Annotated in this window: 21 protein-coding genes; 5 read left to right on the forward strand and 16 right to left on the reverse strand. The window is 71.9% G+C overall.

Features of this window, described 5'->3' with window-relative positions; genetic code table 11:
- Window positions 1–488 precede the first annotated feature (488 nt).
- Complete coding sequence (gene tyrS / locus ACZ6Y7_RS19410; RefSeq protein WP_465759385.1) at window positions 489–1,757, reverse strand: tyrosine--tRNA ligase; 1,269 nt, start codon at window positions 1,755–1,757, stop codon at window positions 489–491.
- 290 nt (window positions 1,758–2,047) lie between these two features.
- Between tyrS and ACZ6Y7_RS19415 the strand changes: the two genes are divergently transcribed.
- Window positions 2,048–2,578, forward strand: coding sequence for an HNH endonuclease (locus ACZ6Y7_RS19415; RefSeq protein ID WP_465759134.1), 531 nt, complete (start codon window positions 2,048–2,050; stop codon window positions 2,576–2,578).
- 113 nt (window positions 2,579–2,691) lie between these two features.
- Here ACZ6Y7_RS19415 and ACZ6Y7_RS19420 read toward each other — a convergent pair whose 3' ends face one another.
- The 7 genes from ACZ6Y7_RS19420 to ACZ6Y7_RS19450 all read right to left on the reverse strand — a co-directional run bounded on the left by ACZ6Y7_RS19420 (window position 2,692) and on the right by ACZ6Y7_RS19450 (window position 8,925).
- Complete coding sequence (locus tag ACZ6Y7_RS19420) at window positions 2,692–4,758, reverse strand: outer membrane protein assembly factor BamB family protein (protein ID WP_465759135.1); 2,067 nt, start codon at window positions 4,756–4,758, stop codon at window positions 2,692–2,694.
- A gap of 97 nt (window positions 4,759–4,855) precedes the next feature.
- A complete protein-coding gene (locus ACZ6Y7_RS19425) occupies window positions 4,856–5,161 on the reverse strand; it encodes a 4a-hydroxytetrahydrobiopterin dehydratase (RefSeq protein WP_465759136.1) in 306 nt (101 codons plus the stop codon).
- 55 nt (window positions 5,162–5,216) lie between these two features.
- On the reverse strand, window positions 5,217–5,396 hold the full coding sequence (locus ACZ6Y7_RS19430) for a DUF1272 domain-containing protein (protein ID WP_465759137.1): 180 nt from the start codon (window positions 5,394–5,396) through the stop codon (window positions 5,217–5,219).
- Between the two features lie 134 nt (window positions 5,397–5,530).
- On the reverse strand, window positions 5,531–6,289 hold the full coding sequence (locus ACZ6Y7_RS19435) for a sulfite exporter TauE/SafE family protein (protein ID WP_465759138.1): 759 nt from the start codon (window positions 6,287–6,289) through the stop codon (window positions 5,531–5,533).
- A gap of 185 nt (window positions 6,290–6,474) precedes the next feature.
- The gene (locus tag ACZ6Y7_RS19440) at window positions 6,475–7,527 is read right to left on the reverse strand and encodes an SPFH domain-containing protein (protein ID WP_465759139.1); all 1,053 of its coding nucleotides are present in this window, start codon (window positions 7,525–7,527) and stop codon (window positions 6,475–6,477) included.
- Between the two features lie 10 nt (window positions 7,528–7,537).
- Window positions 7,538–7,960 (reverse strand): NfeD family protein, encoded by a 423-nt coding sequence (locus ACZ6Y7_RS19445; RefSeq protein ID WP_465759140.1) that lies wholly within the window; start codon window positions 7,958–7,960, stop codon window positions 7,538–7,540.
- Between the two features lie 173 nt (window positions 7,961–8,133).
- A complete protein-coding gene (locus tag ACZ6Y7_RS19450; protein ID WP_402226527.1) occupies window positions 8,134–8,925 on the reverse strand; it encodes an ABC transporter ATP-binding protein in 792 nt (263 codons plus the stop codon).
- Between the two features lie 148 nt (window positions 8,926–9,073).
- Here ACZ6Y7_RS19450 and ACZ6Y7_RS19455 point away from each other — a divergent pair, with 148 nt between their 5' ends.
- Window positions 9,074–9,877 (forward strand): hypothetical protein, encoded by an 804-nt coding sequence (locus tag ACZ6Y7_RS19455; RefSeq protein ID WP_465759141.1) that lies wholly within the window; start codon window positions 9,074–9,076, stop codon window positions 9,875–9,877.
- A gap of 993 nt (window positions 9,878–10,870) precedes the next feature.
- On the opposite strand, the gene ACZ6Y7_RS19460 is transcribed toward ACZ6Y7_RS19455, so the two are convergent.
- The 3 genes from ACZ6Y7_RS19460 to ACZ6Y7_RS19470 form a co-directional block, all read right to left on the reverse strand.
- Complete coding sequence (locus ACZ6Y7_RS19460; protein WP_402226531.1) at window positions 10,871–11,527, reverse strand: response regulator; 657 nt, start codon at window positions 11,525–11,527, stop codon at window positions 10,871–10,873.
- Window positions 11,520–12,617 carry a GAF domain-containing sensor histidine kinase gene (locus tag ACZ6Y7_RS19465; protein WP_465759386.1) on the reverse strand — a complete coding sequence of 366 codons (1,098 nt, stop codon included), beginning with the start codon at window positions 12,615–12,617 and terminating at the stop codon, window positions 11,520–11,522. Before ACZ6Y7_RS19465 ends, ACZ6Y7_RS19460 begins: the two co-directional genes overlap by 8 nt.
- Before the next feature lie 407 nt (window positions 12,618–13,024).
- Window positions 13,025–15,601, reverse strand: a complete 2,577-nt coding sequence (locus tag ACZ6Y7_RS19470) for an FHA domain-containing protein (RefSeq protein ID WP_465759142.1) — start codon at window positions 15,599–15,601, stop codon at window positions 13,025–13,027.
- Window positions 15,602–15,824: 223 nt separating this feature from the next.
- On the opposite strand from ACZ6Y7_RS19470, the gene serB reads away from it, so the two are divergent.
- Window positions 15,825–17,087 carry a phosphoserine phosphatase SerB gene (gene serB, locus ACZ6Y7_RS19475; RefSeq protein WP_465759143.1) on the forward strand — a complete coding sequence of 421 codons (1,263 nt, stop codon included), beginning with the start codon at window positions 15,825–15,827 and terminating at the stop codon, window positions 17,085–17,087.
- Between the two features lie 154 nt (window positions 17,088–17,241).
- Here the strand turns inward: serB and ACZ6Y7_RS19480 are convergent, their stop codons facing one another.
- The 3 genes from ACZ6Y7_RS19480 to ACZ6Y7_RS19490 form a co-directional block, all read right to left on the reverse strand.
- Window positions 17,242–17,769, reverse strand: coding sequence for a SixA phosphatase family protein (locus ACZ6Y7_RS19480; RefSeq protein WP_402226539.1), 528 nt, complete (start codon window positions 17,767–17,769; stop codon window positions 17,242–17,244).
- A gap of 145 nt (window positions 17,770–17,914) precedes the next feature.
- Window positions 17,915–18,037: an SGM_5486 family transporter-associated protein gene (locus tag ACZ6Y7_RS19485; protein WP_402226541.1), complete on the reverse strand. Its 123-nt coding sequence runs from the start codon at window positions 18,035–18,037 to the stop codon at window positions 17,915–17,917.
- A gap of 138 nt (window positions 18,038–18,175) precedes the next feature.
- A complete protein-coding gene (locus tag ACZ6Y7_RS19490) occupies window positions 18,176–19,519 on the reverse strand; it encodes a CynX/NimT family MFS transporter (RefSeq protein ID WP_465759144.1) in 1,344 nt (447 codons plus the stop codon).
- 124 nt (window positions 19,520–19,643) lie between these two features.
- Here ACZ6Y7_RS19490 and ACZ6Y7_RS19495 point away from each other — a divergent pair, with 124 nt between their 5' ends.
- Window positions 19,644–20,318, forward strand: a complete 675-nt coding sequence (locus ACZ6Y7_RS19495; RefSeq protein ID WP_465759145.1) for a FadR/GntR family transcriptional regulator — start codon at window positions 19,644–19,646, stop codon at window positions 20,316–20,318.
- A gap of 157 nt (window positions 20,319–20,475) precedes the next feature.
- Here the strand turns inward: ACZ6Y7_RS19495 and fabI are convergent, their stop codons facing one another.
- Window positions 20,476–21,243 (reverse strand): enoyl-ACP reductase FabI, encoded by a 768-nt coding sequence (gene fabI / locus ACZ6Y7_RS19500; protein WP_465759146.1) that lies wholly within the window; start codon window positions 21,241–21,243, stop codon window positions 20,476–20,478.
- A 2-nt stretch (window positions 21,244–21,245) separates the two neighbouring features.
- The gene (fabG, locus tag ACZ6Y7_RS19505; RefSeq protein WP_465759147.1) at window positions 21,246–21,965 is read right to left on the reverse strand and encodes a 3-oxoacyl-[acyl-carrier-protein] reductase; all 720 of its coding nucleotides are present in this window, start codon (window positions 21,963–21,965) and stop codon (window positions 21,246–21,248) included.
- Window positions 21,966–22,279: 314 nt separating this feature from the next.
- On the opposite strand from fabG, the gene ACZ6Y7_RS19510 reads away from it, so the two are divergent.
- Window positions 22,280–23,425, forward strand: a complete 1,146-nt coding sequence (locus ACZ6Y7_RS19510) for an MBL fold metallo-hydrolase (RefSeq protein ID WP_465759148.1) — start codon at window positions 22,280–22,282, stop codon at window positions 23,423–23,425.
- Window positions 23,426–23,516 lie beyond the last annotated feature (91 nt).

Genomic DNA, 23,516 nt, shown 5'->3' on the forward strand with positions numbered 1-23,516 from the left:
AAGGAATCTCCAACCCCGATCAAACGACCGAGGCCGGGGATGTCAACATATCTGGCGTTGACTTTTGGCACGCTGTTGAGTTCTCAAGGAACGGAAGCTTCCTTCGAGCCGCCTTCCAGCGGGCCCTCCAGGCTTCATTCTTTCGTGTTTCCAGCTTATCAGATGTTTTCCGCTCCGTTTCCCGGAGTTTCATTCATCAGATTTCCGAACTGGCCGGGTCGCTTTCCGCGACGACCACCACGTTAGCGCATTCCGAGACTTACTCGAAATTCACGCTCACCCCTCGGTTGACGCAACGCCAACCAGCCCAACTGAATGGGTTGAGAAGAGTGAGAGTGGGTCTTGCTGAGTGGGATGGCCGCTCCAGCGACTCGTTCAACACTAGGCCACCTGGAGGACACCGTCAAACGCCGAGGGCCGGATCTGTCCAGATCCGGCCCTCGGTGCTCTGAGCCGCAGCTCAGAGCAGGTGTGCTTTCAGCCAGGCGTCAGCCGGCGGAGACCAGCTCCGCCGCCGCCAGGTTCCGCTTGCCACGCCGCAGCACCAGCCAGCGACCGTGCAGAAGATCGGCCTCGGTCGGCACCGCCTCCTCGTCCGTCACCTTGACGTTGTTGAGGTAGGCACCGCCCTCCTTGATCGTCCGGCGGGCGGCCGAGCGGCTCGGGGCCAGGCCGACGGCGACCAACAGATCGACCACCGGCTGGAGTTCGGCCACCTCGGCCTTCGGGACCTCGGCCAGGGCGGCGGCCATGGTCGGGGCCTCCAGGTCGGCGAGGTCACCCTGGCCGAACAGCGCCTTGGACGCGGCGACGGCGCGCTCGTACTGCTCGGCGCCGTGGACGAGGGTGGTGAGCTCCTCGGCGAGGGCCCGCTGGGCGAGGCGGGCGGCGGGGCGCTCGGCGGTCTCACGCTCCAGCTCCTCGATCTCCTCCTTCGAGCGGAAGCTGAAGATCCGCAGGAAGTTGGAGACGTCCCGGTCGTCCGCGTTCAGCCAGAACTGGTAGAAGGCGTACGGAGTGGTCAGTTCGGGGTCGAGCCAGACCGTGCCGGACTCGGTCTTGCCGAACTTGGTGCCGTCGGCCTTGACGATCAGCGGCGTGGCCAGCGCGTGGACGGACTTGCCGTCGGCCTTGCGGACCAGGTCCGTGCCGGCGGTCAGGTTGCCCCACTGGTCACTGCCGCCGGTCTGCAGGCTGCAGCCGTAGCGGCGGTTCAGCTCCAGGTAGTCCATGCCCTGGAGGATCTGGTAGCTGAACTCGGTGTAGCTGATGCCCGCGTCGGAGTTGAGCCGTCGGGCGACCGCCTCCTTGGCGATCATGTTGTTGACCCGGAAGTACTTGCCCACGTCACGCAGCAGGCTGATCGCCGACATCCCGGACGTCCAGTCCAGGTTGTTGACCATGCGCGCCGCGTACGGGCCCTCGAAGTCCAGGAAGCGCGAGATCTGGCCGCGCAGGCGCTCCACCCAGCCGGCCACGGTCTCGGGGTCGTTGAGCACGCGCTCGGCGGTCGGCTTCGGGTCGCCGATCAGGCCCGTGGCGCCGCCGACCAGGCCGAGCGGGAGGTTCCCCGCCTGCTGGATGCGGCGCATGGTGAGGATCTGCACCAAGTTGCCCAGGTGCAGACTGGGGGCCGTCGGGTCGAAGCCGCAATAGAACGTGACCGGGCCGTCCGCGAACGCCTTGCGCAGTGCGTCCTCGTCGGTGGACAGGGCGATCAGCCCACGCCACCGCAGCTCGTCGACGATGTCCGTCACGGTCACGCTTCTCCTTCTATCGGGCGCCCTCCCGGTGGCGGCCCGTTCGGTCGGGCCCCGGGTCGGTGCGACTCCAGCCTGTTAGAGCCTACGCGGTTCCGGCCAGCGAGTTTTCCCCGAGGCGCGCCATCGGGCCCCGGCGCACTCCCCCGGGCCCCTCGGCGATACCGGAAATTCCGTTGTTCGTCGGCTGTGTGCCCATTCAGAGTGGTGTCACCGCCGTGCGGCGGCAGTGACGTGTGTGGAGACGGTCGTGCCGCCGTGGCACGCCCGGGGGAAGGGTGTGCCGAGTGCGCAACACGCTGGTTCTGAACGCGAGCTACGAGCCCCTGACGACGGTGTCGCTCCAGCGCGCCGTCGTCCTGGTGCTCCAGGACAAGGCGGTGGTGGAGCAGGCGCATCCGCTGCGCTCGATCAGGGGGACGGGCATCGCCGTCCCGGTCCCGAGAGTGATCAGGCTGCAACGGTACGTACGGGTGCCGTTCCGACAACAGGCTCCGTGGTCGCGGCGAGGAGTTCTGGCCAGGGACCAGCACCTGTGCGCGTACTGCGGGCGGCGGGCCACGACGGTGGACCACCTGCACCCCAGGTCGCGCGGTGGTGCGGACAGCTGGCTGAACACCGTGGCCGCGTGTGCGGAGGACAACCAGCGCAAGGCGGACCGCACACCGGAGCAGGCCGGGATGAAGCTGCTGCGTCGCCCGTTCGTGCCGACCCCGCAGGCCAGCCTGATGCTGGCGCTCGGGCTGCGCGGCTCGGAGGCGAGGGAGCTCGCCGACTGGCTGCCGCCCGTGACGGGCGTTCCCGTGACAGCCGCGTAGCCGCCGCCGTACCAGCCGCATAGCCGCCGGGGAGGGTACCGGCCGTCCTCCATCGCCACCCGCTCGGGCAGCCGCGCCGACCGGAAGCCGACCGCCGGGCGCGGGGCGCGGGCTCAGCCCTTCGCCTGGTACCCGGCCGCCGTGCCGTAGGTCGTGGAGTGCTCGGGCACCACGACCACCTGCCCACCGCCGATCAGCACCCGCCCGGAGAGCAGCAGCGAGCCGGTCCCCGGCGGGAAGTTGCCGCCGGTCGCCTCCTGGCCGCCCGCCAGCGGGAACCGGTTGAGGTGGGCGGGCTGGTCCCGGCGTTCGTCGGCGGCGAGCACCAGCGAGCCTCCGTCGATGCCGACCGCCCGGACGGTGCCCTTGGCGGCGGTCGGGACCTTCCAACGCTGCTTGCCGGTGTCCAGGTCGTAGCCGACCGCGGCCGCCGGGCCGGCGCCGTTCACCGGGGTCAGGGTGGTGGCCATGGTACGGCCGTCGAAGAACACCTCGGGGGTGGCCGCGAAAGTACCGTGGGCGACGTCCAGCCGACCGCCGTCCGTGACCACCGGGATCTCCGCGGCGGGGTCACCGGCCGGGCCCCAGGCGAACACCCGGTCGTTCGCCACCGTGTCGCCGGTGGTGAGGACCACGGCCGGCTCGGCGGACAGCACGGTCACCGTCTTCGGCTGGTTGTTCAGGCCGCGCCACCAGCTGACCTTGCCGTCCGCGGTGTTCAGCGCGACGGCCTGGTCCGCGGGGGTCGAGTCCGCGCACGTGGAGGCCACCAGCACGGTCTTACCGCTGACGCCGCCGGAGAGGGTGCAGAATTTTCCCTGCCCCGTGTACTGCCAGACGTCCTTCCCGTCGGCCGACTCCCAAGCCACCGCGTGATCGTCGCCGACCGCGACCACCTTGTCCTCGGTGACGCCGATCCGCGCGGAGTAGGTGCCCTTGGCATCCGACAAGGTCTTGGTCCACGCCGTCTTGCCGGTCTTGGTGTCCACGACGGCCACCAGCGCACAGGGGCTCTTCGGATCGGCCTGCGGACGGAACAGCGCCGCACCCAGGCCCGCCCCGTTCACGCCCGCCGACAACCCGCACGGGACGGCCCCGGCGGCCGGCGGCTCCACGGACCACGTCGGCTTGCCGCCGGCGCGGTCGTACGCGTGCACCCCGGAACCATCGGCCCGGACCACGGCGTCCGCCAGCAGCCAACTGCCCACCAGCGTGTCGTCGCCCGCGGGCTGCCCGGCCGCGACGGGCCGGGCGGACCACACCCGGGTGTGCGCCACCGTGAACCCGGGCTCGCCACCACTGCTCGCCGCCGCGCTGCCGCCACCGCCCTCGGTACCGACCATCAGCCCAGCCGCCACCAGCACCGCCAGCGCGGCCACCCCGGCGCCGGCCCGCACCAGCAGGGCCTTCCGGCTGGGCACGTGCTCACCGGTCAGCACCGCATCGGCGGCCTTGCGGGCCCTGGCCGAGAACGACGAGCCGGAGGCGGCGCCGGAGCCGCTGTCCGAGCCAGCGCCACCGTCACCGCCCCGGCGACCGGCGGCCCGGGAGCGCGCGGCGGGCCCGGCCGAGGGCTTCCGGGCTTCCTCCGGCGCTTCCCCCGCCGCGGCCGGCGCCGCCTCCTGCTCCAGCTCCTGGTCCTGGTCCTGGTCCTGGTCGGCCTGGTCGAGGTGCACATAGCCGTCGGCCGAGTACTCCGCGCCCGCCGGGACGTACAGCCCCTCCCCGGTCGGTTCCTGCAGGACGGCGTACGGCGGCGCGTAGTGGTGCTGCGCGTGCTCGGGGTACGGCTGGGGCTGCGGGTACGGCGCGAACTCCGGGAGCGGCTGGTACGGCTGTCCGACGTCGTACGGCCCCTGGCCGTAAGCACCCTCGACGTAGCCGGTCTGCCCGTGGACGCCCTGGTCGTACTGCGGGTGCTGCCCGTAGCCCGCCTGGCCGTAGCCCGCGTGGTCGTACCGAACCTGGTCGTAGCCCGGCTGTTGCCCGTACCCGCCCGGGCCGTAGTCCACCTGCGGCTGCCAGTGCGGCTGTTCGCCGTAGTACCCGCCGCCCTGCCAGTCCGCCTGCCCCTGGCCCTGGTCCTGAACCAGCCGGTCCTGAACCGGCTGCACCGGCTGCCCCTGGGGGTACCACGGCTGCTGCCCGGCGTGGGCGTCTCCGAAGGGCTCCTGCGCCATCGTTCCGTCCCTCCCGGGCCTTGCCAGCCTGCCGATTGCGGCAGTCAGCATCTCACGCCCGTCCAGAGCGACGATCTGGGCCCTCAGCCCGGAAAGCTCAGCCCGCGGACTCGGCGCGCAGGGCCTCGTCGATGCGGGCGGCCATGGTGAAGTCCAGCCCGGTGAGACCGCCGGCGCTGTGGGTGGAGAGGACGAAGCGAAGGGTGCGCCAGCGGATGTCCATGTCGGGATGGTGGTCGAGCGCCTCGGCCTGCTCGGCGACCGCGACGACCACCCGGATCCCGGCCGGGAAGTCCGGGGCGTCGGCGGTGCGGACGATGCTCTCACCGTCGCGAGTCCAGTGCGGCAGCTGCGCCAGGGCCGCCGTGATCTCGTCCTCGCTCAGCCGTGCCCTGCTGCTCATCGCTGCGCTCCTGGTGCATCGTCGGTCCGGGGGATCCCGGTCCGGGGTGCCGGGATCAGGCGGCCTTCCGGCGCGGGCGGGTGACCAGCTCGCCGCCGCAGTTGGGGCAGGTGGCGGCCATGGTGTCGGTACAGTCCGCGCAGAAGGTGCACTCGTAGGAACATATCGAGGCGGGGCCGTCAGCGGTCAGCGACACCGCGCAGCGCTCGCAGGTCTCGCGCATCTCCAGGGCCATCACGCACTCCTCCGGTCTCGTACCACTGCCATACGAACGTCCCACGAGTCCCGCACGGCCGCACAGCCTTTTGACCTCATGATCCTATGACCCCAGGGATTGGCGTCCTGACGCCCCCTCGCCCTGACGTCCGCTCACCCCGCCAGCAGCTTGGCGACGGCCGCGAGGCCGACCACCACGATCACCCCGCGCAGCACGGCCGGCGACAGGCGGCGCCCGACCTTGGCGCCGACCAGTCCGCCCACCAGCGAGCCCACGGCGATCAAACCGGCCGCAGCCCAGTTCACGGTCGAGGTGAACAGGAAGAACAGCGCGGCGACACCGTTGACGATCATCGCGAGAGCGTTCTTCACCGCATTGATCCGCTGCAGGTCCTCCTGCAGCAGCATGCCCATCAGCGCCATCAGCAGGACGCCCTGCGCAGCGCCGAAATACCCGCCGTAGATGCCGGTGAGGAACACCCCGGCCAGCAGCACGAGGCTGCCGTCCGGGTCACCGCCGGGGCGGCGACGGGCGGCGACGGCCTTGGCCACCCGGGGCTGGACGACCACCAGGACCAGCGCGAGCAGGATCAGCACCGGGACGATCGCGTCGAAGGCACCGCTGGGCAGCTTGATCAGCAGCAGGGCGCCGACCAGCCCACCGAGTAGCGAGGCGGAGCCCAGGCGCAGCACCCGACGGCCCTGGTCGGCCAGCTCACGGCGGTAGCCGATCACGCCGCTGAGCGAACCGGGAACCAAACCGAAGGAGTTGGAGACGTTGGCGGTGACCGGCGGGATGCCGACGGCCAGCAGGACCGGAAAAGTGATCAGGGTCCCGGATCCGACGATCACGTTGATCATCCCGGCCCCGACCCCGGCCGCCAAGACGGCGATCGCCTCCCAGAGCGTCACGGGTCACTTCTCCTCTCGGTCCTGTCCGATGGGATCATGCCGGACCGCCATCCCACCGGACCAGGCCCGCCCACCATTCGGGACGTACGCCACACCGCCACCTCGCACTCCCGAAAGACCCGAGGGCCAGCCGCCGTACGTGAGGCGTACGGCGGCGGGCCCTCAGCGAAGCACGGCTCAGCCGTTCACTCCGGGTCGATCTTGGGGTACTCCCGGGTCGGGTCCACCCGGGGGCGCGCGGCGCCCTTGTCGGTGTCCACCGGCCGCGGCCCGGAGGCCGGGTCGATCGGCACCTGGGTGGCCGTCGGTGCGGCCTGCGGGACGCTGGGCGCCGCGACCGCGCCACCGTTCACGCCGCCACCGTTGCCGGTCAGACCGGTGAAAGCGCCACCGAGGCCCTTGAGCGCGTCGCCGACCTCGCTGGGAATGATCCAGAGCTTGTTGGAGTCGCCCTTGGCCAGCTCGGGCAGGGTCTGCAGGTACTGGTAGGCCAGCAGCTTCTGGTCGGCGTCGCCGTCGTGGATGGCCTCGAAGACCGTCCGGATCGCGGCGGCCTCACCGTCGGCGCGCAGCACCGCGGCCTGCGCCTCACCCTCGGCCCGGAGCACGTCGGCCTGCTTCTCACCCTCGGCCTTGAGGATCTGCGCCTGGCGCTGACCCTCGGCGGTGAGGATCGCGGCACGCTTGTCCCGGTCGGCGCGCATCTGCTTCTCCATCGAGTCCTGGATGGAGGTCGGCGGCTCGATCGCCTTCAGCTCGACGCGGTTGACCCGGATCCCCCACTTGCCGGTGGCCTCGTCCAGGACGCCGCGCAGGCCGGCATTGATGACCTCGCGGGAGGTCAGGGTGGACTCCAGGTCCATCGAACCGATGATGTTGCGCAGCGTGGTGACGGTCAGCTGCTCGATCGCCTGGATGTAGCTGGCGACTTCGTAGGTGGCTGCGCGCGGGTCGGTCACCTGGTAGTAGATGACGGTGTCGATGTTGACCACCAGGTTGTCCTGGGTGATCACCGGCTGCGGCGGGAACGGCACGACCTGCTCGCGCAGGTCGATCCGGTTGCGGACCCGGTCGATGAACGGGACGACGATGTTCAGCCCTGCGTTGAGCGTCCGGGTGTAGCGGCCGAAGCGCTCCACGATCGCCGCGCTGGCCTGCGGGATGACCTGAATCGTCTTGATCAGCGCGATGAAGGCCACCACGACCAGGACGACCAGGACGATAAGGACGGGTTCCACGGACTCTCCCCTAGACGACCAGGGCGGTCGCGCCCTGGATTTCGACGACGTCGACCTGCTGCCCGGGCTGGTACACCTGCTCCGGGTGGAGCGCGCGGGCCGACCAGATCTCGCCGTTCAGCTTGATCCGTCCGCCCTCCCCGTCGACGGTTTCCGCGACGACCGCGGTGGCGCCGTGCAGCGCCTCGATGCCCATCTTGACCTGCGGGCCCTTCTGCAGCTGCCGGTAGGCGATGGGCCGCACGAAAACCACCAGCGCGACCGACACCACGAGGAAGGTCAGGGTCTCCAGGACCACTCCCCCGCCCAGTCCGGCCACACCCGCGGCGGCCAGCGCTCCGACCGCGAACATGGCGAACTCCGGCATCGCGGTGAGTACCAGCGGTATGCCGAGCCCTGCGGCGGCCAGGAGCCACCAGATCCAGCTGTCCACACGTCCATCCTAGGGAGCGAAGGCCTTCGAGGCGGACAGTTCCCGCAGGTCGAGGGGCGGAAACCGGTCGCACGTGCGACCGGTTCCCGAGGCCTTCCGAAGGACGGGGCGAGGCGTGGTGGAGGAGCGGCGGACGGGGAGTGCCGGGAGGGCCGGAAGCGGCCGACGGGGCCTCAGCCCAGGGGCAGGCCCTGGGCCGACCAGCGGTCGCCGTGCCGTTCCAGGGTGAGCGGCAGGCCGAAGCACTTGGAGAGGTTACGGGCGGTCAGCTCGGTGTCGATCGGGCCGGCCGTGAGCACCTTGCCCTGGCGGATCATCAGGACATGGGTGAAGCCCGGGGCGATCTCCTCGACGTGGTGGGTGACCATCGCCATGGCCGGCGCGAACTCGTCCTGGGCGAGTGCGCCGAGCCGGCGGACCAGGTCCTCGCGACCGCCGAGGTCCAGGCCGGCCGCGGGCTCGTCGAGGAGCAGCAGCTCGGGGTCGGTCATCAGGGCGCGAGCGATCAGGGTGCGCTTGCGCTCGCCCTCGGAGAGGGTGCCGAACTTACGGTCGGTGAGACCTGCCATACCAAGACGGTCGAGCAGCGCGAGCGCACGGCTCTCGTCCGACTGCTCGTAGGACTCCTGCCAGCTGACCGTCATGCCGTACGCGGCGGTGAGCACGGTCTGCAGCACGGTCTGCTCGGCCGGCAGCTTGTCGAACATGGCGGCGCCGGCGAGGCCGATGCGGGAGCGCAGCTCGAAGACGTCGATCTCGCCCAGCTTCTCGCCCAGCACGGTGACCTTGCCCGAGGTCGGGAACAGGTACGAGGAAGCGATCTGCAGCAGGGTGGTCTTGCCGGCGCCGTTCGGCCCCAGGATGACCCAGCGCTCACCCTCGGAGATGGACCACGAGACCTGGTCGACCAGCGCGCGCCCCTCCCGGACCACGGATACGTCCACCAGCTCCAGCACGTCGCTCATGCCTACGCCTTCCCCAAAACAAGATTCTCGGCCGTCGGTGCGGGCGGCACGCCCACTCCGGCAGCCGGTGGGCACGGGGTGGGTGCGCCGCACGCGCATGGGCAAACCTACGCCACGCGGATGACCGCCGATTCCGTAGGCTGGCCGGATGCTCGCGACTCCTGCCGACAATCCGTACGAAGAGCCCCGTTCGGGGCGCCTGGCCGCCTGGGGCAACGCCCTGCTGACGGGCCTGGTGCCGCCCGACAACGCCGCCGAGGCCGTGCTGGGCTCCGACGAGAGCCACCGGGTGACCGGCCTGCCCGGAGACGAGCCGGGCGAGCAGCACGGGCTCACCTGGGCTCTGGGCCGGCTCCGAGTGCTGGGCGTGAAGGGTCTACGGCTGGCGTTGCCGTCGGCCGGCCATCCGCTGGGCCTGACCGGCCCGGCAGCCTTCAACGAACGCGCCATGAGCGCGGGCGAGGCCGTCCTGGCAGTGGGGGTCCCGCTGGGCCTCGTCCCCGAGGTTGACGTGCACGGCCCGGCCGGTGACCGTGTGGCAACCGTGTTGTGGCGCTGCTCCGAGGTCAACGACACACCGCCTGCGGACGTACCGTCGCTGCACGAAGCCGAGCGTGAGCTGGCCGACGGGCTGCGCGAGGCGACCGTCCTGCTCACTCGGCTTGATGTCGCCGGTGCCGGGCCGGAGGCTCTGCGTGCCCTGGAGGCCTACCGTCGGCGCGGGCACGCCGAGCTGCTCGCCCCCGGCTACCCGCCCCGCGCCGTCCGCGTGCTCGAGTCGGCCCGCCAGGTGTCCGCCCTGCTGTCGATCGCTTCCGGTGGGCACGGCTCGGCTGTCAGCGCCTCCGAGATGGCCGCTCGGCGGTCCGTCCTGGCTCCGCTGCACCGCACCGCACGGCGCGCTCAGGTGGCCGCCTACAACGCTCTCGTCGACGAGCGCGACGAACGCTGACGTGCCCCGGCACCACGGATCGGCGGAGGCGAGCGCCATCACCTCGGCTCGCTCGTAACGGCCGTCCGGTCCTACTGCCAGACTCCCGTCAGACGTGACCGCCGCCAGGCGGCGGAGGGACCACCCCAGCGTCTCCGCCGCCTCTACGGCCGAAAAGCTCTCGGCGAGGCGCCGGCGCAACGCCTCGGCCGCAGCCCGTGCGCGGGCCTCCTCTCGACGCAGGCGGTCGATGACTGCCTCTTCGATCGCGTCGCGCCGAACTGCGGCCAAGGCCTCCCGGCTGTACGTCGGCCACCCCCGGAAGCCCCCGCAGGGCTGCAGCACCCCGGCCTCGGCCAGTCGCCGGACGTCCTCGGCGATCACCGGGAGGCCTGTGGCGTGCTCCAGGACCGTTGCCGCCTTGACCGCTCCCACGGACGGCGCGGCACCCACCGCCAGGATGATCTCGGCGGCGCGGCGGCGCAGCTCTCGCTCAACGGCCGCCGACCAGCTGCCGCCGGCGAGGTCAGGCTCAGGGATCAGCCCGCGCTCGCGGGCCAGGTCGAACTGCCAGCGTCGTAGGAGGAGCCTTCGCCTCAACAGCTCCGGACCGTAGCTGTCCCGGTCCCGAACCGCCTCTCGGCCCGACCGCGCCGCGCGTTCGACGGCCGCCGGCCGGGAGACTCCGGTCCCCCTGCCCGAGGATCCGCTCCGCTCTCGGACCGGCCGCCGCGGCTCAGGGCCAGGATCTGCTGGCCCGTCGGACAAGCGGTACGTCAGCTCCAGCTCGCTGGCGACCACAACGGGCCCGCACTCACGGCACGACGCGTTCATCCGGCCCTCCCTGGGATCGGTGTGGCCGCCCACCCTGGCACATCCGGCTGACAGCGCATCACCACAATCCAGCGCGACCCTGCCGAACGGCACAGGCTGAAGCCCTGTCCGCCGCCTGTTCGCCCTGAATACCTGCCGAACGGCACGGCGCGCGCACCACCAGCCGGCGCCCCCAGCGCACTACTCCGTGCGTGCCTCTCCGTTCCGGACGGCCCAGAGCGCGGCCTGGGTGCGATCCGCCAGGTCCAGCTTCATCAGGATGTTGGAGACGTGGGTCTTCACCGTCTTCTCCGAAAGGTGCAGGCTGCGCGCGATCTCCCGGTTGGAGCGGCCGTCGGCGATGTGGCCGAGCACCTCGCGCTCGCGCTCGGTGAGGGTGCCGCCGCGGCCCTGCGGCGCACGTGGGCCTTCGTCGGAGAGCAGGGCCTCGGCCAATTCCGGCTGGAGGAGCACGTGGCCGGCGTGCACCGAGCGGATCGCACCGGCCAGCGCTTCCGGGTCCACGTCCTTGTAGACGTACCCGGCGGCGCCGGCCCGCAGGGCGGGGACCATCGTGCGGTGCTCGGTGAAGCTGGTGACGATCAGGATCCGGGCCCGGCTGCCCTCGCCCTTGAGCGTGCGCAGCGCCTCGATCCCGTCCACGCCGGGCATCTTGAGGTCCATCAGGACGACATCGGGGTCGAGTGCGCGGGCCCGCTCGACACCCTCGGCCCCGTCGGCGGCCTCCCCCACCACCTCGATATCGTCCTGGACCTCCAGGAACGTGCGCAGCCCGCGCCTGACCACCTGGTGGTCGTCGACCAGCAGGACGCGGATCGACGGTGTGTTCTCAGGCACCGGGCACCTCCATCTCGACGAGCGTCCCCCGGCCGGGGGCCGACTTCAGGGTGAGCGTGCCGCCGACGGCGGCCGCGCGGTCGCGCATCGAGGCCAGGCCGAGGTGGCGGCCGGCCCGGCGGACGGATTCCGGGTCGAAGCCACGCCCGTCGTCGTGCACCCGGAGTACGGCGCCACGCGCGGGCGTTCCGGTGAGGGTGACGGTGACCCGGTCGGCGCCGGAGTGGCGGAGCGCGTTGTGCAGCGCCTCCTGGGCGACCCGTAGCAGCGCGGCCTCCTGCGCGGGCGGCAGGGCGCGCACCCCGTCGGCCGTGAAGCCGACGTCGGCGGTGTGCGCGCGGTCCAGCACCTGCACCTGGGAGGCGAGGGTGGCGCTCAGCCCGTCCTCCTCCAGCGCAGCCGGGCGCAGTTCCACCACGACGGCGCGCAGTTCGTCGGCGGCCTCGGCGGCCAGCCGGGCGACCTCGGCGAGCTCCGCACGGGCCCGGGCCGGATCACGGTCGACGAGCTTCGCGGCGGCCTTGGCGGTGAGCCGGAGCGAGAAGAGCTTCTGGGAGACGGCGTCGTGCAGGTCATGCGCGATCCGGGCACGCTCGCCGGCCAGGGTGAGCTCGCGGCTGCGCTCGTAGAGCCGGGCGTTGGAGAGAGCGAGCGCGGCGTGCGCGGCGAGGATCCGCAGCAGTTCCTCGTCGTGGTCGGTGAACAAGCCGCCGCCGCGCTTGTTGGCGAGGAAGATGACGCCCAGCACCTGCGACTCGTCCTCGGCGGCGTCACTGTCCAGGATCGGCATGCCGAGGAAGGCGTCCATCTGCGGGTGGGCGGAGGGCCAGCCACCGAAGGCGGGAGCCCGGCGGACGTCGGCGAGGCGGGTCGGGCCGGTCTCGTGCAGCATCGCGGCGAGCACGCCGTGCTGACGGGGCAGCGGGCCGATCGCGCGCCACTGCTCATCGGTGACGCCGTCCACCACGAACCGAGCGAAGCCTCCGTGGTCGTCGGGCACGCCGAGGGCCGCGTACTCGGCGCCGAGCAGTTCCCGGGCGGAAGCGGTGATGCGGCGCAGCACCTCGCGGACCTCCAGGTGCTGGCTCATGGCGAGGAGTGCCTGGCTGACGGCCTCGATCCCGGACAGGCAGGGGTCGCAGGCGGGCAGCGGGCCGTGGTGGGCCCGGTGGTCTCCGGTGGTGCTGGACATACGGCCAAACTACCGCCGCGCCCGTCGCGGTCGCGTCCGCCTCCGGCCGTGCGGGAGGCAGGCCCGCAGACCTAGGCCGCTGGGCCCACGCGCTCGGCCCCGGTAAGGCAACAACAGGGGCAAACGGCGAAAAGGCGCAGCCAAAGGGAACCCGAGCCGGGGCCGGTCCCCGGCTGGAGGTCCGGCTGGATCAGCCGTGGAGCGCCGATCGTCGGCACCGGACGGTGCGTGCGGAGGCGAGCGGGGCATGACGAAGGGGCGGCCCTCCCTTGCGGGAAGGCCGCCCCCAGGCGGTCGGGAAGGGCTCAGCCCTTCTGCATGACCTCGGGCTCGTGCCGACGCTGGAGCCGGGTGACGAGGATGCCGATCAGGACCGAGATCACGATCAGCACGCCCGCGTCGATCGCCCATTGGGCGACGGAGTGGTCCCAGAGCGGGTCGTACTTGGGGTTCTGGAAGTCCTTGTTCCAGGGGCCCATGAGCACGGAAAGGTTGAGCGTGGTGGACACGATGCCGGTGCCCCAGCGGGCGGGCATCAGCCAGGCGACCTGCTCCAGGCCGGGCTTGCTGAAGATCTGGAAGAGGCAGCCGGTGAAGACGACCTGGACGATGGCGAACATGACCAGCAGCGGCATGGTCTTCTCCGCGGTCTTCACCAGTGCGGAGATCATCAGGCCGAACATCATCGCGGCGAAGCTCAGCAGGATCATGCCGATGGTCATCTCGACGATCGGCAGGTTCTTGACGATCAGACCGTGCTCCGGCAGCTTGCGCGGCAGGAAGCCGACGGCGGAGATGATGGCGCCCTGGATCACGCTGAAGAAGCCCAGCACGATGATCTTGGACATCATGTACGCCGAGCGGGAGAGCCCGGTGGCTCGTTCTCGCTCGTAGATCGCCCGTTCCTTGATCAACTCGCGGACCGAGTTGGCGGCTCCGGAGAAGCAGGCCCCGATCGCCAGGATCAGCATGATCGTCGCGGCGCCGCTGTTGAGGTGGAGCTGTGTCTTCGGGTTGGGCGCGAGCCCTGGTTCGTTCGGGATCAGCACGCTGACCGCGCCGATGACCGCGGGCAGCAGCACCGACAGAGCGAGGAAGCCGCGGTCTGAGGCGAGCACCGCCATGTAGCGCCGCATCAGCGTCCACAGCTGGGAGCCCCAGCTCTGCGGCTTCGGCGGCCGGATCGCCTCCTGGGCGACCTGCGCGTGCTGCACCTCGCCCGCCTCCACGGTGGGGGCGGAGTACTGCTGGTAGTGCACCGAGCCGCGGTAGCGGCCGGCCCAGTCGTGGTCGGGGTAGTTCTCGAAGGCCTGGAAGACGTCCGCCCAGGTCTCGTACCCGAAGAAGTGCAGCGCCTCGTCCGGCGGGCCGAAGTAGGCCACCGAGCCGCCCGGCGCCATCACCAGGAGCCGGTCGCAGAGTGCGAGTTCGGCCACCGAGTGGGTGACGACCAGGATGGTGCGGCCGTCGTCGGCGAGACCGCGCAGCATCTGCATGACCTCGCGGTCCATGCCCGGGTCGAGGCCCGAGGTGGGCTCGTCCAGGAAGATCAGCGACGGCTTGGTGAGCAGCTCCAGGGCGACCGAGACGCGCTTCTGCTGGCCTCCGGAGAGCGCGGTGATCTTGTTGTCGGCGCGCTTGTCCAGGCGCAGCTCGTAGAGCACCTCGTCGATCCGGGCCGCGCGCTCACTGGCCTCGGTGTCGCCCGGGAAGCGCAGCCGGGCCGCGTACTTGAGGCCGGAGCGGACGGTGAGCTCCCGGTGCAGGATCTCGGACTGCGGCACCAGGCCGATGCGCGAGCGGAGCTCGGCGAACTGCTTGTAGAGGTTGCGCCCGTCGTACAGCACCTCGCCGCGGTCGGCCGGGCGGTAGCCGGTGAGGGCGCGCAGCAGCGTGGACTTGCCGGAGCCGGACGGGCCGATGACCGCGACCAGGGACTTCTCCGGGACGCCGAAGCTGACGTCGTTGAGCAGGATCTTCTTGGCGCCCTTGTGCTCGACCTCGACGGTCAGGTGGCGGGCGGAGAAGGAGACCGCACCGGTGTCGACGAACTCCTGCAGCTGGTCGCCGACCAGCACGAAGCTGGAGTGGCCGACGGTCAGCCGGTCCTGCGGGCCCATAAGCTGGCGCTGGACCCGCTGGCCGTTGAGGAAGATGCCGTTGTGACTGCCGAGGTCGACGATCTCGTAGCGGCCGTCGGGCAGTTGGCGCAGTTCGGCATGGTGGCGGGAGACCTGCAGGTCGGACACCACGACGTCGTTGTCCAGCGCACGACCGATCCGGACGGTGCGCATGCCCGCCGTCAGGTTGCGGATCATGGTCGGCTGCGGACCTCCGCCACCGTGCTGCGGCTGCGCGAAGCCCTGCTGCTGCGGGAAGCCGCCCTGCTGCGGGCCGGGCTGCTGGGGCGGCGGCGCGTACTGCTGCTGCGGGAACGGCTGCTGGGCCTGCGGCTGGCCCGCCCAGGCCTGCTGCTGCGGCTGCTGGTACGGGTCCTGCTGGTGCCAGGGCGGCTGCTGGGCCTGCGGCACCGGGCCGCGGCTGGTGGCGGCCTCGTGGATCGGGGTGGCCTGCGGGGCGGCGGCGTGCGCTGGTGCGGAGAAGCCGAGCCGGGGGCCGTTCTCCGGGTTGCCCAGGTTGACGACCGCTCCGGGGAACAGCTGCGCCTGCATGGTGCGGGCGCCGGCCACGTAGGTGCCGTTGGTGCTGCCGTGGTCGTCCAGCTGCCAGCCGCTGCCGTTGAAGCTGATGGTCCCGTGGTGCCAGGAGACCCTGGCGTCGTCGAACGGGAAGTCCGACTGCGGGTTGCGCCCGATGGTGTAGGACCGCCCGGGCTCCAGAGTCCGCTGCTGTCCGTTGATCTCAATGACGAGTTGCGGCACTGCTCGCCTGCCCCGCTCTCTCGGTTCCCCCGAATTGTGGCCCCCGGCCGGGGGTGCGATGTTCCTCTGACTGACGGGGGAATCATTCCAGCCCGCCGACCGTCGATGAAAGTCGCCCCGGGTGACTGTGACCAGGCTGCTACCGGACGGCGGACCGACGGCGTCCCGCGAGTTGGGACGGGTGCTCTGGGGCCACCGGGCGACGGGTAGCGTGGGAGGCACCATGAACGCATCGCCCCTGGCCGCTGAGCCCCTCCCCGCCGCCCAGCCCCGGACCTCGGACGAGCGCACCCTGCTCGTCAAGGTGTTCGGCAAGGACCGTCCCGGCATCACCGCCGGCCTCTTCGCGACGCTGGCCGGATTCGGCGTCGACGTCATCGACATCGAGCAGGTCGTGACCCGTGGCCGCATCACGCTGTGCGCCCTGGTCACCCCGCCCGCCGCGCCCGGCGCCGAGGGCGGCCTGCGGGCCACCGTCCACCGCTGGGCGGACGAACAGAAGCTCCAGGCCGAGATCATCTCCGGCATCGGCGACAACCGGCCTCGCCGCGAGGGCCGCTCCCACGTGACGGTGCTCGGCCACCCGCTGACCGCCGCCGCCGTCTCCGCGCTGACCTCCCGGATCACCGCGGCGGGCGGCAACATCGACCGGGTCTTCCGGCTCGCCAAGTACCCGGTGACGGCGGTCGAGCTGGCCGTCTCCGGTGTGGCCACCGAGGAGCTGCGGGCCGAGCTGGCCCAGGAGGCGGCCACCCAGCGGGTGGACGTCGCGGTGGTGGCCGCGGGGCTGGAGCGCCGGGCCAAGCGGCTGGTGGTCATGGACGTCGACTCCACGCTCATCCAGGACGAGGTGATCGAGCTGTTCGCCGCCCACGCGGGCTGCGAGGAGCAGGTCGCCGAGGTGACGGCCGCGGCGATGCGCGGCGAGCTGGACTTCGCCGAGTCGCTGCGGGCCCGGGTGGCGCTGCTGGCCGGGCTGGACGCCTCGGTGACCGAGAAGGTCCGCGCGGAGGTCCGCTTCACGCCGGGGGCGCGCACCCTGGTCCGTACCCTGCGACGTCTGGGCTTCCAGGTCGCGGTGGTGTCCGGCGGGTTCACCCAGGTCACCGACCACCTGGTGGAGCAGCTGGGGCTGGACTTCGCGGCGGCCAACACCCTGGAGGTGGTGGACGGCAGGTTTACCGGCCGGGTGGTCGGCGAGATCGTGGACCGGGCCGGCAAGGCCCGCTGGCTGGCCCGCTTCGCCGAGCAGGCGAACGTGCCGCTGGAGCAGACGGTGGCGATCGGCGACGGTGCCAACGACCTGGACATGCTGAACGCGGCCGGGCTCGGGGTGGCGTTCAACGCCAAGCCGGTGGTGCGCGAGGCGGCCGACACCGCGGTGAACGTGCCGTTCCTGGACACCGTGCTGTATCTGCTGGGCATCACCCGCGAGGAGGTCGAGGCGGCCGACCTCCTGCACGGCACCCCGACCGAGGACGATTAGCCGAGAGCAGGCATCCGCGCACGGGGAACGACCGACCCGGCGGCGAACGACCGAGCAGCGAACCGGACAGGGCCGGGCCCGCCGAGGACGGCCTGCGGACGTACATGAGGGGCGCGCGGATCGGTCCGCACGCCCCTCATCCACGTTCCGGGGCTCAGTCCTGCGGCGTGTGGTACGAGACCAGCTCGGCCACGCCCGGCTCGACGCCCTTCCACGAGCCGCTGAAGCTGAGCACCGCGATCGCCGCCGTCGGGAAGCCGCCGAGCCGCAGCCGTTCCAGCGCGTCCCGGTCGCCCGCGTCCCCCGCCAGCACCTGGGTCAGACCCAGCACGCCCGGGTTGTGCCCGACCAGCACGAGATCCGCGTACTCGTCCGGGGTCTCCTGGAGAACGGTGATGATCTCGCCGGGGCTGGCCTCGTAGATCCGGTCCTCGTACACGGTCTTGAGGGGCCGGCGCGGCAACTCGTGCACCGCCAGCTTCCAGGTCTCCCGGGTGCGCAGGGCCGTGGAGCAGAGCACGTAGTCGGGGCTGATGCCGGAGTCGACCAGCCAGCGGCCGGCGTCCGGGGCCTGGTGGCGGCCCCGGTCGGCCAGCGGCCGCTCGTGGTCGTCCACACCGTTCGGCCAGTCGGCCTTGGCGTGGCGGAGAACGATGATCCTGCGGGGCGTGTCGGCGCTCATACCCAGCAAGCTTGGCAGAAAAGCCGCCGGGCGGCGCGATGCTCCCGGTTGCCGCCACCCCCAGGGGTGTCGGGTGCCATCATGCCCCGTTCACCGGCTCGCCACCGGACGTCCGACAGCGGTACGGCGACGGTACGGACGGCGCTCAGCCGATCTGCGAGGCGATGGAGGCGATGACCGCCACCAGCACCACGATGGCGCCGAAGGCCAGGGCGATACGGCCGAGCTGCTTGCGGCCGTCGGTCGGGTTCGGGTCGAGAACAGGCATGTCCGGAATTCTCCCACCCCGAACACACCCGCCCTCAGGCGGCCCCGCAGCCTTGGCCGGCCCTTGACCCTGCCGGTCGATCCTTGACCCTGCCGGTCGGTCCTTGACCCTGCCGGGGTCGGCTCTCGACCCTGCCGGTCAGCCCTCGACCCTGACGACCCGCTCCGCCGGGCGGACCGCCTCGTCCTCGATGTGCCGGGCCATGGCGGCCCGCAGCCCGAACAGCATCTGCGGCACCAGCAGCAGCGCCAGGAAGCCCAGCGGCCCGTACCACTCGCCGGTGACCTGGTAGATCCGGCCGATCAGGATCGGCCCGGGGATGGAGATCAGGTAGCCGACGCCCTGGGCGAAGGCGGACAGCTGCGCCACCCCGCCCGCCGTCCGGGCACGAAGCCCGATCATCGTCAGCACCAGCGGGAACGCGCAGTTGGACAGACCCACCAGGACCGCCCAGACCCACGGGGCTCCGGCCGGGGCGAGCGCCAGACCGGCGTACCCGGCGATGCCGCAGGCGGCCAGCACCACCACGAACAGCCGCTGGTCGCCGCGGCGGGCCGCCAGGTTGGGCAGCACGAAGGAGACCGGCACGCCGATCACCATGGTCACCGCGAGCAGCACCCCGGACGTGCCCTTGTCGACACCGGCGTCCTGGAAGATCTTCGGCAGCCAGCCCATCACCACGTACGCACCGGTCGCCTGGAGACCGAAGAAGCAGGCCATCGCCCAGGCCGTACGGCTGCGGGTGATCGGCAGCTTGGCCGGGATCGCGGCGCCACCCGCCCGCTCGCCGCGCTCGCGCTTGGCGATCAGCACCGGCAGCCAGAGCACCAGGGCGAGCGCGCCGAGCGCGGCCCAGACGCCCAGCCCGTAGCGCCAGTCGCCGCCGAGGGAGCTGGTCAGGGGCACGGTGACGGCGGCGGCCAGCGCGGTGCCCGCGGACAGCGCCATCGAGTACAGGCCGATCATCGGACCGACCTTCTCCGGGAAGTACCGCTTGATCACCACCGGCAGCAGCACGTTGGAGACCGCCACACCGGCCAGGGCGAGCGCGGTGAGCAGCAGGAACACCGCGGCGCCGCCGGCGAAGGAGCGGGCCAGCACGCCTGCGGTGATGGCGCCCAGGCCGGCCGTGATCACCGCGATCGGGCCGATCCGGCGGGCCGCCGCCGGGGCGGCGAAGCCGAACAGCCCGAAGCACAGCGACGGGACGGCGGTGAGGAGCCCGGCAAGGGTCGGGTTCATCCCGAGGCCGGCGCGGACCTGGTCGAGCAGCGGCCCGAGGCTGGTCACCACGGGGCGCAGGTTGAAGGCGGCGGCGGCGATCGCGACGGCGAACAGCCAGCCGAGGTACCTGGAGGAGCCGGAGGAGGAAGGGGCGGAAGAGGAGGGCGAGAAGGGGGCGGGCCGCTCGGTCTGCGGCCCGGCGCCGTTCCGCGGGGACGCGGTGGAGGCGGCGGAAGCGGTGGTCTCTGCTGCGGGCATGCCGCCCATCATAGAATGATGGGATGAATTGACGCACCTCGGAATTGGCATGATGTGCCGACCGTTCATCCACCGGCCACATTCGACCCAGGCCGCACCCGAGCCGCCGTCCCAAGGAGTACCCGTGGCGCTGTCCTCGCCGAGGCGCACCCCGCTGTCCGACCAGGTGATCGCACAGCTGCGCGCCCAGATCACGTCCGGGGAGTGGCCGGTCGGCTCGCGCATCCCCACCGAGGCCGCCTTGGTGGAGCAGCTGGGCGTGGCCCGCAACACCGTGCGCGAGGCCGTCCGGGCCCTCGCGCACAACGGTCTGCTCGACATCCGCCAGGGCTCCGGCACGTACGTGCTGGCCACCAGCGAGCTCGCCGGGGTGATGCACCGCCGCTTCGCCGACGCCGACCAGGCGCAGGTCGCCGAGCTGCGGGCGGCGCTGGAGACCTCGGCGGCGGGCCTGGCGGCCCGCCGCCGCACCGAGCGGGACCTGGAGCTGCTGGACAGCGCGCTGGCCCGCCGGGAGAGCGCCTGGCACTCCGGCGACGCCGAGGACTTCGTCCAGGCCGACGCCGCCTTCCACCAGGCCGTGGTGGCCGCCGCCCACAACGACGTGCTGCTCGCCGTCTACTCCGACCTCGGCGAGGTCACCCGCGCGCACCTGCGCAACGACGTCGGCCCGGAGCTGATCGCCGAGCGCTACATCGGCCACGACACGATCCTGGACGCCATCCGGGCCGGCGACGCCCAGCGCGCCTCGGTCGAGGCCGGCCGCGCCATCGGCGCCTGCGGAACGGCCGAGGGCTGAGCCCCGGAACCCGCGCGTCCCCCCAGCACACGAACCGCACGCCGCGGCGCACCCGGACCGCGCTCGCGAGCCACGAACCACCCGCCCCGGTACCACGAACGCCGCTGCCCGGCACCCCCTCCACGGGGGCGCCGGGCAGCGGCGTACGGGCGGAGCGTCAGGCGCCGATGGCGTGCAGACCGCCGTCGACGTGGATGATCTCGCCGGTCGTCTTCGGGAACCAGTCCGACAGCAGCGCCACGACGCCACGGCCGGCCGGCTCCGGGTCGCTCAGGTCCCACTTCAGCGGGGAGCGGTGGTTCCAGGTGTCCGCCAGGTCGCCGAAGCCCGGGATGGACTTGGCGGCCATCGAGCCGATCGGGCCGGCCGAGATCAGGTTGCAGCGGATGTCCCGCGAGCCCAGGTAGCGGGCCAGGTAGCGGTTGGTCGACTCCAGGGCGGCCTTGGCCGGGCCCATCCAGTCGTACTGCGGCCAGGCGTACTGGGCGTCGAAGGTCAGGCCGACGACCGAGCCGCCGTCCTGCATCAGCGGCAGCAGCGCCATGGTCAGCGACTTCAGCGAGTACGCCGAGACGTGCATCGCGGTGGCCACGGACTCCCACGGGGTGTCCAGGAAGTTGCCGCCCAGCGCGTCCTGCGGGGCGAAGCCGATCGAGTGGACGACGCCGTCCAGGGTCGGCAGGGTCTCCCGGACCTGGTCGGCGATGCCCGCCAGGTCCTCCGGGTTGGAGACGTCCAGCGACAGCACCTTGACCGGGTTCGGCAGCTTCTTGGCGATCCGCTCGGTCAGGCTCGGGCGCGGGAACGCGGTGAGGATGATCTCCGCGCCCTGCTCCTGCGCGAGCCTGGCGGTGTGGAAGGCGATGGAGGACTCCATCAGCACACCAGTAATCAGGATCCGCTTGCCCTCGAGGATTCCACTCATGATCAGTGACCCATGCCCAATCCGCCGTCCACGGGAATGACGGCTCCGGTGATGTACGCGGCCTCGTCCGAGCCGAGGAACCGCACGGTGGAGGCGACCTCGGCGGGCGCCGCGTAGCGGCCCAGCGGCACTTCCGCGACGATCTCCGCACGGCGCTCGTCGCCGAGCACGGCGGTCATGTCGGTGTCGACGAACCCGGGGGCGACCACGTTGACGGTGATGTTGCGCGGGCCGAGCTCGCGCGCCAGCGACCGGGCGAAGCCCACCAGGCCGGCCTTGGAGGCGGCGTAGTTGGCCTGGCCCGGCGAGCCGGACAGGCCCACCACGGAGGAGATCAGTACGACGCGGCCCTTGCGGGCGCGCATCATCAGCTTGGAGGCGCGCTTGACCACCCGGAACGTACCGGTCAGGTTGGTGTCCAGGACGGAGGTGAAGTCCTCCTCCGACATGCGCAGCAGCAGGGTGTCGTTGGTGATGCCCGCGTTGGCGACCAGCACCTCGACCGCCCCGTGCTTCTGCTCGACCTCGGTGAAGGCGGCGTCGACCTGCGCGGCGTCCGTGACGTCGCAGCGGACCGCGAGGACGTCGTACTTCTGCAGGGCCTCGGGCACCTCGCCCGAGCGGCTGGTGATGGCCACCTTGTCGCCCGCTTCGGCGAAGGCCTGGGCGATCGCGAGGCCGATGCCCCGGTTTCCTCCGGTGACGAGAACCGAGCGGCTCAACGATCCACCTCTCTCCTGTGTGAGCGCGTACGTCGGAATGCGTACGCAGTGTGACGCTATCGGGCGGTCGGCGGCGGCGGCGCATCGGGCTCCCACAGCGCCGCACCGAAGGAACTGTCGCAATCCGACAATCCGCGTCCGCCCCCGCGCTCCGGCCCGGCGACACCGCCCTGGCCCGGGCGCTGCCCGGATCCGGGGCACTGTACGGGAACAACACGGGCGCGTGCACCCGTTGCCCCCGTGGTACGGGTCGGTGCGGGACCGGCAGTACCGTTTCCCCCGACCGATCCCGGCGAGCGACGAAGGCAGAGCGGATGACCAAGGCACGGCCCGGGAGCACTCCCCGACGCGGACGACTGCTGGCCCTCACCACCCTGGCGGCCGGCCTGGGCGCAGCCGCCTGGTCGCTGCGCGACGTGCCGGCGGCGTTCGGACGGCGGCCGGACGGCGAGCGCGAGGAGCGGGTGCGCAACTCCCCCCAGTACCGCGACGGCGTCTTCCACAACGCGCCCTCCACGCTCGCCCGCGCCTCCGCCGCCCCCGGCTTCGACGGCGCCACCGCGCGCCGGATGCTCTTCGAGCGGGAGGGCCGCGTCCCCGCCCACCCGGTGCCGACCGTCCGCCCCGCCACCGCGCCCGGCCCGGCGGCCGAGGGCGTGGAGATCACCTGGTACGGGCACGCCTCCGCGCTGGTGGAGATCGAGGGCTTCCGCGTGCTGCTCGATCCGATCTGGAGCGACCGCTGCTCCCCCTCCGCGCACATCGGCCCCAAGCGGCTGCACCCGGTGCCGGTCGAGCTGGAGGAGCTCCCCCCGGTCGACGCGGTGCTGATCTCGCACGACCACTACGACCACCTGGACATGGCGACGGTCAAGCGCCTGGTGCGCAGCCAGTCCGCGCCCTTCGCGGTGCCGCTCGGCATCGGCGCCCACCTGCGCCGCTGGGGCGTCCCGGAGCACCGGATCATCGAGCTGGACTGGGACGAGACCTGCAACCTGGGCGAGCTGGTGCTCACCCTGACCGCCGCGCACCACTTCTCCGGCCGCGGGCTGACCCGCAACACCACCCTCTGGGGCTCCTGGGTGATCGCCGGGCCCGAGCGCAAGGTCTTCTACACCGGCGACTCCGGCTACTTCGAGGGCTACGCCCGGATCGGCGGGCAGCACGGCCCGTTCGACGCGGCGCTGGTCCAGATCGGCGCGTACGACGCGGCCTGGGCGGACATCCACATGACCCCGGAGGACGCCGTCCTCGCCCACCGGGACCTCACGGCCGGCCTGCTGGTGCCCGTCCACTGGTGCACCTTCAACCTCGGTCTGCACCGGTGGTCCGAGCCGATCGAGCGGCTGGTGAAGGCGGCCAAGGAGCACGCCGTCCCGCTGGCCGTGCCGCGCCCCGGCGAGCGGGTGGACGTCGACAGCCCGCCGGAGCTCGACGGCTGGTGGGAGTCCGTGGGCTGACGGCCCGGCAGGCGGCACGCCGGACGGGGGCCTTCCTGGGGCCCCCGACGACCCTCCCCACGCCCCCGATCTGACAGTCGTACTGGCCGAA

Source organism: Kitasatospora sp. NPDC053308, assembly GCF_055585785.1.